This window comes from Segatella maculosa OT 289 (genome assembly GCF_000243015.1).
In the GTDB taxonomy this organism is placed as follows: Bacteria; Bacteroidota; Bacteroidia; order Bacteroidales; family Bacteroidaceae; genus Prevotella; species Prevotella maculosa.
This window is the reverse complement of sequence record NZ_JH594502.1, coordinates 134,822-148,064: the sequence shown is the minus strand read 5'-3', so window position 1 is coordinate 148,064 and position 13,243 is coordinate 134,822. Positions and strand designations below refer to the sequence as shown.

The window sequence follows — 13,243 nt, the reverse complement described above, 5'->3', positions numbered from 1 at the left end:
TTCACATGTTTTACGGTGCAAAATTACCAATTATTTCTCAATAATTCCTTATCTTTGCAAAGATAAAATACCAATCTTTCAAAATCAATGCATGGAAACAACCAAAAAGAATGACCGAGAAACGAAGACCGGACTCGTGCTCGAAGGCGGTGCCTTGCGTGGTCTTTACACGATGGGCATCGTAGATGTGCTCACCGAAAACAACATCTTCTTCGACGGAATGATAGGCGTTTCGGCCGGAGCTGCCTTTGGTTGCAACTATCCAAGCCGTCAACCGGGACGTGCTTTGCGTTATAATCAACGCTATTCTGGCAATTGGCGCTATTGCAGTCTGCGTTCATGGCTCATCACGGGCGACCTTTTCGGAGCCGAATTCGCCTATCATCGGTTGCCAAAAGAGCTCGACCCGTTCGACTTCGAAGCCTTCAAAGCCTGCCCAACCGACTTTTGGATGGTGTGCACCGACGTGGAAACGGGTCTCCCCGTCTATCGCATGGCCGACGAAGCGATGTCTTTCGACAGCCTCTGCGAGTGGGTTCGCGCCTCGGCCTCCATGCCCTTGGTGTCGAGAGTGGTCGAAATCGAGGGCCGAAAACTGCTCGACGGCGGCGTGGCCGACTCCATTCCGCTGCGCTTTTTCAGGCATCAAGGCTACAAACGCAACTTGGTTGTCTTGACACAACCACGCAACTACGTGAAGCGTCCCACACCTTTCATGCCCCTGATGCGCCTCGGTCTGCGCCGTTACCCCAAGATGATAGCCGCTTTGGCCCGTCGCCATGTGATGTACAATGCGCAACTTCGCTACGTCGAAGCGCAGGAACAATCGGGCGACACGCTCGTTCTTGCGCCCGAAACGCCGCTTTCCATCAGCCACACCTCGCACGATCCGCAAGAAATGCACCGTATTTACGAGATTGGAAGGCGGCAGTGCGAGGCAAATCTGGCGCGGATAACAGCGTTTGTCGAAGGATAAATGGACACCACCCTAACGTTTCACAAGAGAGGGGGAACCCAAGTTTGCAGGCAATGTCAGCAAGATAGGCGGGCGTATAAGTTGACCGTTGACGCGTAAACGGGTGGACAAGTTAATTGTTCCGGCTGTTGTAGGAACACATGGCTCGTGCGTCCGCCCCAATAACCACGTGCTATATGCTTGCAATTCACTTGAGCGGACGCACGAACCGTGCGTCTCTACATTCCCACCTTGTTCCCATTGCATTTTAATTCCAGCCATTTTACCGTGCAATCTCAGCTATTTTACGCGGCAATCTCAGCCATTTTGCCGTGCAATATGGCTGAGATTGTTTTGCGGTATGATTGCCGTGGAAAACCACCCACGCTTTTTGTCCCCCTGAAACTACCCAAAGATAGGTAAAACACTTGACAAATTGAAAAATAATATGTACTTTTGTAAGTAGAAAAACCGATGACAATGAGAAACCCATTCAGCATTTTCGCCATCCGAAAGGGCGAAAGATGGCCCGCTTTGGCCATATTTATCTATCTGACAGCCTTGAACGCACTTGCCGTTTCAAAGCATTTCGAGGCGTTCACCCGTTGCGGACACCTCGGTTACTACTCGCTCTTCTTCGGCGATTTCACTCTTTCAGGCTTCGATCCTTTCACGTATGTTATTCTTTCCGAGTGGCGTTCGCTCTACAGTTTGGCCCGTCATCCGCTGCTGGCTGTGCTCATTTACCCGCTGAACCAGCTCAACCAATGGCTCATGATGCTGACGGATATGAACTGTGCCGTGTTCATTTGGGCCGCCGTTCTCATTGTTCTTTCGCTCTATTCTTTCCTTTTTCTATTCCGAATTCTGCACAAAATCATCGGCATCGGCCATAAGGATAGCTTCTTGTTATCGGTGTTTTTCTTCGCATTCGGGCACATTATGGTTACCGTTGTGGCCCCCGATCACTTCGCACTCTCGCTTTTTTGTCTGCTATTGACGCTCTATGTGGCCGGCCGGGCCATTCGTCTCAAAGAGCCATTAGCCGCATGGAAGACGGCGCTTCTGCTGTTCCTGTCAACCGGAGTCACCGCTACCAACGGTCTGAAGGTTGCACTTGCAGGGTGGTTTGCAGGCGGCAGGCGGTTCTTCCGACCCAAATCGTTCGTCGTTTCCATCGTGTTTCCACTGCTGTTGCTGGGCGGAAGCTATCTGATCATCAGTGAATACATTCAGAAACCCGAGCAGGAAAGGCGCGACCGCACGCTGAATCAGCGACTGAAAAAGGACGAAGCGTTTCGCAAACAACAGGCGACGCTCATGCAAGCTACGGCAAAACGCAACGCCAACGCCATCATGAACGGCGAAAGTTTCCGCTGGACCGACCTCTCATTGTCACGTCCTCGCTCGGTCATAGAGAATCTTTTCGGCGAGTCTTTGGTGCTCCATGAAGACCATGCGCTGCAGGATGTCAACAAAGGACGGCCGGTTTTCGTGGCTTATCGTAACAAGATGTGCTACGTTGTCGCGGGCATAGTGATGCTGTTGTTGCTGCTTGGCATCGTAACGGGGCTTCACGACCGCTTCATGCAGCTCTGCTTGTCGTGGTTCAGCCTTGACATGGTGTTGCATCTTGGCCTGGGTTTTGCCCTGTCCGAGGTCTATATCATGGCCGCCCACTGGACTTTTGTGCTGCCGATTGCCGTCGGCTTCCTGCTTAAACGCCTGCAAAAGCCGGGCATCAAACAGGCTTTGCGCTTGCTGACTGTGCTCATCACGGTGTTCATGTTGGCTATCAACGGTCGCATTTTCCTAAATTTCATATTGGAATAAGACTGATGAAAGTGTCCGTTCTCGTTCCCGTTTATGGCGTGGCGCAGTATATCGGCGCGTGTGCCGCATCGCTTTTTGGACAGACCTACCATGATATCGAGTTCATTTTCGTAGACGATTGTTCGCCCGACGACAGCATTTCTGTCTTGAAAGCGGTGTTAAAAGCCTATCCCGACAGAGAAAATCAAGTTCGGATATTGCGGCACGAGGTCAACAAAGGCGTGGGAACGGCCCGCCAAACTGCCTTTGCTCATGCCACAGGAGAGGCCGTCATGCATGCCGACAGCGACGATGTTCTTCCGAAAGATGCCGTGGAATTGCTGGTCAAAGCCATGCAAAAAGGAGCCTATGACATTGTAACCGGAGCCTATGCCACGTATGAAAACGGAACAATCGGAGCCATTATGGCACCGCCAAAACTGTCACGTCGGCGTTATTTGCGGCTGATGTTGTGTCAGAATTTAGTGAAACATCACCTCTGGGCCCGCCTTTATCGCCGCGCATTCCTACAGGAACAGCATATCGGTTTCGCTACCGGAATCGACTATTGCGAGGACTATACGGTCGTCACGCGGGCCTTTCTGCACGCCAAATACGGCCATATCGACCAAGTGGTTTACTACTATCGCACGGACAATGTGGCCTCTTATACGCATCAAATCTCCCGTAAGAACCTCGTTTCCATGCTGAAAGCGAATGCCGTTGTGGCTGACTTTTTCCGCCAAAATGATAGGAAAAAGACTTACAGAATGGCCTTGGACATGGGATTGATCAACATGTATCGCGAGGCCATGAAGCAGGGAATGCAACCCGAAGAGATTGAACTTTATTGCCCGTTCAGGCCAAGCAAACTCGTCAACAGGCTGTTTTTAAAAATGATGAAAAGCGGAATTCCGCTGCAAGTCAGCAATGTCTTGTATCTTGTTTACCGTCGGATAGCAAGAAGTCTCGGCATGTAGCGTTGCCACTCAGGCCCCGTTGCGCCGTCATCTCATTGCCGCATGGCCACCGAATGCCTACATCTGCACCTCATTTTCAATCTTTTCGGCAGCGATTTCCTCCCTTCCGCGCTTCACATCGCCGTCATAGGTGACGAAATAAAAGCCACGATGGGGTGTCCATTCCATGCAAAACAGGTCGTGAGGCCCGTCAAATCCGTTGTTCTTGATGTTGTGAAGCACCCAAGAACGCGTCTTGTTGCAACGCAAAAGACCCTTTTCAACGATTGCACCGTTGTTGACCAACAAATGAGATTCGGCTAACTTGCCGGGCGAAAGCACCGTGACGGCACCGTTGGTTTCCAACAATACGCCCCGAAAGAGGCCCGCCCCATACTCCGACCTGCACACCGCAAGTTCCGAATTCGGCTGCGAATATAGACTCTTGTCGCGAGATGTGCAAGAGAAATGACAGAAAATTGCCGTCAAAATGATGCCCATCAACGCACATAACGCCCCACCCCGCCGCCTGATATCATCGCTTTAAAAATAAACGCACCACTATGGTGTTCCAATCTCAGCCATTTCACCGCACAATATGGCTGAGATTACCGCGCAATATGGGTGAGATTGCACGGTAATATGACTGAGATTGAAACATAAGGTGTAAATTGTTGAATTTCAATTGAATGTATGTAGGAGCACAAAACGAACGGAACGGCGAGGCAACATGGGGGATTTCCCTTACCAAATCGTTCGTTATTTCTGCAAAAGCCAGTCTTTCAAGTCCTGCAACATCGTGACATGGTGTTTGAAATTGGGCCGGATGCCCCACCCATGTCCGCCGCTTGGATAGACATGGAGCGAGGCCGGGACATCGTGCCGATAGAGTTCGAGATAATAATTCACGCCATTTGCCGGCATAACAGCCCTGTCATCGTCGCTCAAAGCAATCCAAGCAGGGGGTGTGAAACGGGTCACCTGAGTGTCGTTACTAAAGTCTTTTTCGTCCTTTTTTCGGGCATCTTTGCCCATAAAGTTATCGTGACTTTGCTGATGAGTATAGCCCGGAACCATCGTAATCACAGGATAAAAGAGCACTTGAAAGGCCGGTTTGGCGTCTCCCTTGCTGTGGGTTGCGATGGTAGATGCCAGATGTCCACCCGCCGAAGAGCCCATAATGCCCACGTCATTCGGGTCGATATGCCATCTTGAAGCATTGGCTTTGACCAGTCGCATAGCTGCTTCAGCATCGCTGATGGGCACTTCGAGGTTGCCATTGGGCATGCGATATTTCAGTACGATGGCCGCAATTCCAAGATTATTGAAGAAACCTGCCCAGTCTTTTCCCTCGTGGTTCATGGCCAACATGGTATAGGCTCCGCCCGGACAGATGACGATTGCGCGCCCGGTTGCAGTCTTCTGAGCCGGCAGATAGACGTAGACTTTGGCCGTATCGCGGTCGTTTCCGTTGCTGTTAGGGGCATTATCCTGCCACAAGTTCAGTTCGATTGGCCGCTGTGCCGCTACTCCGACACCCGAAAACAGCAAGGCAGCCAGCATCAAATGTTTCATTCTCATATCTTGTTCTTTTGGTTTTGGCTTGTTTTTTCCTTTCGCATTTGCAAAGATAACCAAAAAATCGTAATATTGCAACATGAAACCAACGATTGAAACAAACCTATGATGCTCTTGGAGAAAATGGCCTTTTGCCCTATTTGCGGCTCATCTCGCTTCCCGATGTCAAGCCCGAAGAGTCGCCGATGCACGGCTTGCGGCTTCGAATATTTTATGAATCCTGCCGCTGCAAATGTGGCTTTAATACTGAATGAACGTCAGGAACTGCTCGTGGTTCGCCGGAAAAATGAGCCCGAACGGGGCACTCTCGACCTTCCCGGAGGCTTTGCCGACATGGAAGAGACGGCCGAAGAGGGCGTAATCCGCGAGGTGAAAGAAGAGACGGGCCTTGAGGTTACGTCCGTGCACTACCTTTTCAGCTTCGCCAACCACTATGCATTCAGTGGCGTCATCGTGCCCACGCTCGATCAATTCTTTGCTTGTAACGTTGCCAACACAGCCGTTTTGCAGGCTTCTGACGATGCTGCCGAGGCCCTCTGGCTGCCGTTAAACCGCATCGTTCCTGCCGATTTCGGTCTCGTTTCCATTCGTCGGGGCATCGAAAAATACCTGAAGACAAAGGAAACAACAGCATGACAAGGACTCGTCGGAGATGTAGCGGTGGGCATAAATATTAGCCGCTACCGGTACCTCCCACCGATTCTCTATTGCTGATAAATCTGAATTGTTCATTAGGAGTAGTGTTACTACCTTTTTCTAATGGCCAATTTAGGATAAATTACATGGCTCGATTATTCTTCACATAGTATCATTAAACAAAAACAGCACGCAATCGCGGAGGATTGCGTGCCGTATAATCTAAAGAATTAAGGATTAGTTTCAAATTATTTATGCACTGGCATAGAGAGATAACCATGCTTCTTCGGCGAATCATGTACCACCTTGATACCACTTGACGTGAACTGAACGCTATAAGCATTGTCGGTTGTATTTTCAGGGTCTACATTCCACAACCAATAGCGACCTTCCTTGCCTACGTTTTTCAATGCACCATTCTCCCAATAACCTAATGCCGGCAATGGGAAATAGCCTGCAACGTCATGTGATCCTGTTCCTACATAACTCTTCGAAGACAATGTTGTTGCAGGGACATCACCTGTCCAGTCACTACCGTCCTTGGCGTTGGCGTGGCCTTTCGTAATGTTAGGAACCCAAACAAGGCCTTTGAAGAAATGACCATCATAAACATAGGTCGTCGTATTATCCCAATAGCACTTATCAAGCACGTAAGAGACATCGTTAGGAGTAGGCACACCGGCCGTGTAGTCCAGCGTTCCACTCTGCACTTCAACATTATCCGCATCATACCACCGAGTATCTCCGACAGCTTTCGGCCAAGTATCATTCGGAGCGGCCGGTGCAGCTATCGAACCGACACCGCTATTGATCACCCAATTTCTCGGAGCTGCTCCCAACGGCCAATACCAATCGAGTGCACCCCACATGTGATAGGTTTCAAACTGTGGTGTGAAAGTAGGATATTCCAACTTAAAGTAAAGTGGTAGGTTCTTTCCTTCTTCCAACTTCATCTTAGGATAATTCCTTGCAATGTCCAGCGTCACTCCCGAAGTAGGGTCTTCGAGTTTGATTTCCACCTTTACTCCTGTATATTCTCCGGGCAAGGCCACCATCACGGCAGCCTTTTCCACAGCCTTTTCACGGCTTCCTGCAATAGAAAGCCCGTCGGTGATTTCAAGACGCGTGCTCTTAAATAGCCCACTATTGCCTCTCTGCGTCAAATCTATACCGTCTACACTGAAAGGCAGGTTGCCATTGATAGCCTGATCGGTCGTAATCTTAACTTGTTTCACATAGACATTCTCCATTGCACCTTTCGGGTTATACACCATGAACGAAATATAACTGGTCTTGTGGCCTGCTACAAGGTTTTTGCCATGGGCGGAAGGTTGACTTCCAGAAACATAGTACCATGTAGATCCTCCGTCCATAGTCCTTCTCCCACTCGAATTTGGCAGATAAAAAGGACGCACATTATTCCCCACATAAAGGGTATATTGCTTATAAGTGTCTGTATAACTACCGCCATACGGGTTTACCCTTGTATAACTGTTGCTGTTATTGCAATCCGCATAAGCTATTCCTACAAAGCAAGCACCATTCTCTGCCAACTTATCGGCAAAGCCTGCATTGCCTGTCTGAAACTGACGGTTCTTGACATAGGCGCGTGTGGAATTAGATGCAGCTGTAAAAAGTAGGGGATACCAAGATCTATAGTAGGCATATATAGTTGGACTACTTGGGTAGCTAGGCTCAAAATAGTTTTGTTGTCCCGGAGAAGGCTGAAAGTAAGACCAATTATGAGAGATCTGTTGTAATTGTGGGAATACAAATGACACCGAAGACAGTAATGTCGGGTGATGTTCATCGGCCTTGAGCGTATATTGCATGGAAGGTTTCTGCCAGTTGGCTGCAGAGCCTTGTGGATCTACATCACAATAGAGATACTTATAATCATTTTCCGTCCATACGAACTTGATACGATTGACATCTTCCACGCCGCCCATACGCGTATTAGCCTTCTCCGATACGACAAAGCTAAGGCAGTTATCGGCATTTTCCGAACCGTTACCATTGCCCTTTTGGCCCTCGTCCGATACGTCATCAGCGGTGCAGCCGCTCAGCCCGAAGGCTAAGGCGACGCATACCACCCATGCTACCATCATATATTTCTTCATCTTCTTTTCCTTTCTTTAATTAATTTATTAGTGCAACGTCTCCCCCGGCCACTTTGGGTAACCGAAATAGGGACGGTAACCGTATAATCCTCCTGCAAAGCCATTAGCATTTTCTATATATACGGTACCACCATCCATCTCGTAATTGTTGAAGGTAAACTTAATTACCATCACCCAACTATAATCTGTTCGGTTTGCTCGCGCCGTACTTGTCCAATAGCCACCAGCAATGGTACCATTATAATGATTGCTCGTCATACCTACTAATGTACCGGACTGATTATACCCGCCCAATGGAAGTACGAAAAAGTAGTTCGCTTTTTGGGCTGCCGGTAATGTTGACCAAGGTGCTGCGGTAATACCATTTATAGAATAGTTGCCGTCATAAGTAACATAGTCGGTAGTGGTCGGTTTCCCTGTCCCATGGACGGTAGACAAATCCTCTGGAGACATACCATACAACGATGCAATGAACGATTTCTTCAAGAACCACATACGCCCCGAAAAGAGATGTCCGTCATAAGTGAAAGGTTCAGGGTCCCAGTAGTGAGGCATACGGCAATAGGCCTCCATCAAGTTAGCCGTTGGAGCATCTGCATCAAGCGATCCGTCCGGTGCATCAACGTGTCCTTTAACATTTCCGTTGACATCGCTATAATAGCGAGTTTGCCCCGTTTGTGGGAGCACATAACTTGGTGTGCCGTCATCCATCTTGTTGCCTTCCGGCTTCCAGTTGTGGTAAGGTCCACCTATGCCCGTGTTCCAATAAACAGCTTTCGCACCCCACATGTGATAAGTATTAAAGAACTCGCTGGTGTAATCCTTGCACTTCAACTCCGAATAAATTGGTTTATTCTTTCCGGGGTTCAATGTAAGCGATGCTATGGTTGTGGTAAAAGTGTGTGAGTTGTTGACAACAGGGTCCCAAACAAGGTATTTTATCTTCACATTCGTATACGTGCCCGGTGCTAACACCATAATAGCCCCGTTGTCCTTGGCATCTGCTTTGCTTGCAGGAATATTGAATTGGGCCGTTGGACTCCCAGCGTTTGGATAATCTAAACGCTGCGCACAATTCAACCTAATTTGCTTAGTACCACTAGTCGGCCATGTAACGATGTTAAAACCATCATCATTGACTGGGAAACTCGTATTACTCATCGTTTGATCCGATGAAATAATCACACGCAGAAGTTTACAACTCGTTAAGGCATCATGGCTGTCGCCCGCTCCGGCATAGGGCATGAAATTGACATAAGCACAATGATGCTTCAATACAAAGTCATACCACATACCATTGTCCTCTGCTGTAGCCGTTGCATAGTCACCAAAGGCTCTAAGATGTGAAGCTTGCCCGGGCTGATATTGATACTGATCATCCTCTATTTCTGTATAGTTACTGCTGGCATGATTTCCATACCTCACCTTATAACTATCCTTGCTAAGCGTCGTTCCATGCCATGTGGCTGCCGTGATACGATTTTTACTGTCTTTGTTTAAGATATCCATCGTATTGAAACTATTCCAATTTGGTGAAGCATCCGTCCCTGTGTTCACATAGAGAAAAGGATTCGTATCTTCATCTGTATCCCAAAAGAACCGGATACCACTCAAGCCACTGCCATCTCCGGTGAGGTCGGTCATGTAATAGCCCGTCATACGGGTAGGTGCAGATGCACGCCAAGCCGTGGAGTCGATATAACCCCGCAGACCTTTGCCTTCAGCGGGCTTGATTTCCTTGTTGTCATTGCCATTATCCTTGCCGGCATTGTCTTCACTGGCACAAGCCCCAAAGCTCAATGCCAATATGCCGACAGCAAACAACTGCATCAATAATTGCTTTTTCATCGTCTTCAATTCTATTTCTTGATTGTTGTATTGATAAAATTGTGAAATAACACGAGAATTAATTTTCCTCCCAAATGCTACCCCACGACTTTGCATTGTTGATTTCTCCATCATCTAACGCATCTTCACCCGCACTGCTAGAGCCAATGTTCTGGCTTCCAGCACCGCCGGAGTTCTGTGCTTCACCCGGTTGGTTGTCTAATCCCACGACCGATGCTTCAAGTAATGCGTGACCATAGTCCACTTCGTGCACGGTGATGAATGGGCTGATGTATGTCTTTCGCCCATCGAGAAGCTTTTCTTCTTGAATTTCTTTCATCGATTTATTTTGAATTTAATAATTAAGTTACAAACCGTCATGGTGCGCCTTGATATCAAGACACCCGAAAGGCCCTCGCAAATCACAGCGGGGAAACGTTTTATAATATGTATAAGCGTATTTAGAGGATACGGGATAGGTAACAAATCATTTGGAATAACCAAATAATTCCTGTTAAATATTACAGAAACAATATGATTTTCTTTCATTTCCATATTTTACCTTTGTATAAACTCCCTATTAAAAAATCAAAATCCGGTGGCAAAATTAAACATTATTTTTGAATGGCGCAAAAAAATACTCTAAAAATTTCGTGTTTTTTAAATATCATTAGTGGGAAGGACCACCGGAAAAACTCACCGGAAAGTCTTTGGAATTCACCTCAAAACCCTCACAAGGGTCAAGAAGAGGCTTTTATAACCACAATATCGCCTCGTTCCCCTCATTGAAGAGCAAATCGAGGATACTCATGTTGGACTGAAAGCCATGCTTTTGCTGATAAACTTGATAGTAAGGACGGGCCATAAAGTCACTATCAAGGCCGGGATGCTTGGGCCGAATGACGTCGCGGAAGTCATCAACGAGGCTGTTTTCTGTAGCATTTTCAGCCATCGAAGCATCGGAAAGGAATGCCGTTGTGAGGTTAATTTTGGGCCGAATGTCGAGCAGTTCGACCATTTTTATGGTGATTTCCATATTGAAATCGAAGAGGAACGTCCATTTTCGCTCGAAAAATGGGCGCAAGTCGTCTTGATAGTAGTCGAAGAACGGACTCTCCCCATAGGCCGAACAGAGTGCATTCCAATGGATATGTCGCCAATTTCCATGATCGGAGATGCGGACATCGCGCATCGGTGTCTTTGAAAGTCGGCTACCTTGAGGGCATGAAACAGGGATACTGAGGGCTTGAATGCCATTGGTCGTGGGAATGATGCAACGGTTCCGATAGGTCTGTTTGACGAAATTGTCGTGTTGTTCGATGAGGCATCGGTCGTAACGATGCAACTTTTGATACCATTGAACGGGGCCAAAATAGGCAGAAGAGAGCAGGGCTGTTTTCATAAAGCAATGCATTTAGGCGTTGAAAGCGTTGCTTCCTGTCAGAAAGGCAGATAAAAAAGGCGGTAAGCAGGGCCGATAATGTCGTGGTAAGGCACGAGCATTTGACCGCTTCCTGTACTGACAAGGTAGGCAAAACAGTGTTTACAATGGCATTTCTTACAGCAAACTATAGGAATAACGAAGCGCTTCTGGCTCACTGTAAGGGTATCTCCGGGCAACGCCATGATGCGACCCAAGGTCGTTGTTCGGCTGCCAAAGACAATGAGTTCGCCCCGATGAAAGTTGCGATGTGACAACTTATTCACCACTACACGGTCGCCCTGACGCAGCACGGAGGCTGCCGGAACGCGGTAAACGGTGAAAGCAAAGGCGCGAACTGCAACGACGATCAACAGTGCAACGCCCGAAGTCAGAAGCCAAGCACGCAGTTGCTGCATCAGAAAAGACCCTTTCGCAACCACCAACCGCAGTCGGTGGAATACGAAAAAGGCCCACCTTATTTATATATTACTTGATATTGTCGACAAGTTTGAACAACCTGCTCCAGCGAATGCCGCTGAATCCGGGGTGGTCGGGGTTGTGACTCCACCATATAAAGATAGGTTTCCCGACAATATGGTCCTCGGGTACGAATCCCCAATAGCGCGAATCGGCACTGTTATGCCTGTTGTCTCCCATCATCCAATAGTAATCTAACTTGAAAGTATAGCTGTGACTGAGTCGCCCATTGATATAGATTTGACCGTTTTTCACGGCGAGATCATTGTGCTCATAGGCTCGGATCGGACGCTCATAAAGGGCAATATTCTTCATATCCAAGTGCACCGTGGCTCCCTTTTTGGGTATCCATATAGGTCCGTAGTTGTCGCGTGTCCACCCCGTATAGGCATTCAAGGGATAGAGATCGCCCGATTGTGCGTCGGTGTTCAGGCGAATAGAGGCCACGATGTCCCTGCGGGCAGCAAGTTTCTTGGCTGCTTTGTACGTCAAAGGCAGATAGCCGAACTGATTGAGCGAGGCCATATCCTCGTTTGAAATGCCCAATTCGTCCATCAATTCCGGGGGCATCTGCGTCTTCAACTTCACGTAGTAGCTGTATTGAACATTGTCGGGTTCTTTGTTGGGTTTGCCATCCAAATAGACAATGCGGTTCTTGATCTGCAGCGTTTGCCCCGGAAGTCCCACGCAACGCTTCACATAATTCTCGCGTCGGTCGGTGGGTCGGGTGATGATTTCGCCGTATTCTGCAGGGTTACCTGCAATGAATTTGCGTCCCACGGCCAACGCATGATCCAAGTAATCACGCTGTTCAACGGGGTTCATGGCCTTCAAATCGGGCTGAACACCCTGCTGTGCGAGCAGACTTTTGCCAATATAGCTGCACAATCCGTAGAAGTCTTGCCCCTGATAAGCCTCGGCCGAGCAGAGCGTATCGCCCGACGGATAGTTGAAAACCACGATGTCATTGAGCTTGACATGCCCAAATCCCTTCACACGACGATAGTCCCAATGAGGCCATTCGAGGTAGCTTTTGGTGTTGATGACGGGAAGTGTGTGTTGCGTGAGGGGCATCGAGAGCGGTGTTTCGGGTATACGGGGTCCGTAACTCACCTTGCTCACGGCCAGATAATCGCCTGTCAAGAGACTCTTTTCAAGTGAACTCGAGGGAATAACATAGTTCTGGAAGAAGAAAAGATTGATGAAATAAACGGCTACCAAGGCAAAGATGAGGGCATCGACCCAGCCCATGATGAAGCGTGTTGGGCCTTCGGCGTCTCTCCACCATTGCCATTTGATTTTCTTGGTGATATAGACATCATAAATAAATGGAACCACAATGAGTCCCCACCAACTGCCTATCCAATAGAGAAACAGCAGGTAGCAGATGATGACGGCAACGAACTTGGCCCACTGAACACGTGGGTTTATCTTGGCTTTTTCTTTATCGATCATT

The 13,243-nt window shown here is 48.3% G+C and carries 11 protein-coding genes and 1 pseudogene; 4 read left to right on the top strand and 8 right to left on the bottom strand.

Features of this window, described 5'->3' with window-relative positions; genetic code table 11:
- The first annotated feature begins 91 nt into the window (after positions 1-91).
- The 3 genes from HMPREF9944_RS04755 (at position 92) to HMPREF9944_RS04745 (ending at position 3,747) form a co-directional block, all read left to right on the top strand.
- Complete coding sequence (locus HMPREF9944_RS04755) at positions 92-976, top strand: patatin-like phospholipase family protein (RefSeq protein WP_008564826.1); 885 nt, start codon at positions 92-94, stop codon at positions 974-976.
- Positions 977-1,435: 459 nt separating this feature from the next.
- Entirely contained in the window at positions 1,436-2,788 is a 1,353-nt protein-coding gene (locus HMPREF9944_RS04750; protein WP_008564823.1) for a DUF6080 domain-containing protein, read from the top strand.
- Positions 2,789-2,793: 5 nt separating this feature from the next.
- Positions 2,794-3,747, top strand: coding sequence for a glycosyltransferase family 2 protein (locus HMPREF9944_RS04745; RefSeq protein WP_008564822.1), 954 nt, complete (start codon positions 2,794-2,796; stop codon positions 3,745-3,747).
- A gap of 57 nt (positions 3,748-3,804) precedes the next feature.
- Here HMPREF9944_RS04745 and HMPREF9944_RS04740 read toward each other — a convergent pair.
- Positions 3,805-4,098, bottom strand: a pseudogene (locus tag HMPREF9944_RS04740) (YetF domain-containing protein); the annotation flags it as partial.
- A gap of 387 nt (positions 4,099-4,485) precedes the next feature.
- Positions 4,486-5,307 carry an alpha/beta hydrolase gene (locus HMPREF9944_RS04735; RefSeq protein WP_008564820.1) on the bottom strand — a complete coding sequence of 274 codons (822 nt, stop codon included), beginning with the start codon at positions 5,305-5,307 and terminating at the stop codon, positions 4,486-4,488.
- Between the two features lie 102 nt (positions 5,308-5,409).
- On the opposite strand from HMPREF9944_RS04735, the gene HMPREF9944_RS04730 reads away from it, so the two are divergent.
- Positions 5,410-5,940: an NUDIX hydrolase gene (locus HMPREF9944_RS04730; protein WP_008564819.1), complete on the top strand. Its 531-nt coding sequence runs from the start codon at positions 5,410-5,412 to the stop codon at positions 5,938-5,940.
- Positions 5,941-6,188: 248 nt separating this feature from the next.
- Here HMPREF9944_RS04730 and HMPREF9944_RS04725 read toward each other — a convergent pair whose 3' ends face one another.
- The 6 genes from HMPREF9944_RS04725 to lepB form a co-directional block, all read right to left on the bottom strand.
- The gene (locus HMPREF9944_RS04725) at positions 6,189-8,060 is read right to left on the bottom strand and encodes a hypothetical protein (protein ID WP_008564818.1); all 1,872 of its coding nucleotides are present in this window, start codon (positions 8,058-8,060) and stop codon (positions 6,189-6,191) included.
- Positions 8,061-8,087: 27 nt separating this feature from the next.
- Positions 8,088-9,908, bottom strand: a complete 1,821-nt coding sequence (locus tag HMPREF9944_RS04720) for a hypothetical protein (protein ID WP_052300150.1) — start codon at positions 9,906-9,908, stop codon at positions 8,088-8,090.
- 58 nt (positions 9,909-9,966) lie between these two features.
- Complete coding sequence (locus HMPREF9944_RS04715) at positions 9,967-10,227, bottom strand: hypothetical protein (RefSeq protein ID WP_008564815.1); 261 nt, start codon at positions 10,225-10,227, stop codon at positions 9,967-9,969.
- Between the two features lie 414 nt (positions 10,228-10,641).
- Positions 10,642-11,289 carry a WbqC family protein gene (locus tag HMPREF9944_RS04705; RefSeq protein ID WP_008564813.1) on the bottom strand — a complete coding sequence of 216 codons (648 nt, stop codon included), beginning with the start codon at positions 11,287-11,289 and terminating at the stop codon, positions 10,642-10,644.
- Positions 11,290-11,327: 38 nt separating this feature from the next.
- Entirely contained in the window at positions 11,328-11,726 is a 399-nt protein-coding gene (locus HMPREF9944_RS04700; protein WP_008564812.1) for a S26 family signal peptidase, read from the bottom strand.
- A 70-nt stretch (positions 11,727-11,796) separates the two neighbouring features.
- On the bottom strand, positions 11,797-13,242 hold the full coding sequence (gene lepB, locus HMPREF9944_RS04695; protein ID WP_008564811.1) for a signal peptidase I: 1,446 nt from the start codon (positions 13,240-13,242) through the stop codon (positions 11,797-11,799).
- Position 13,243 lies beyond the last annotated feature (1 nt).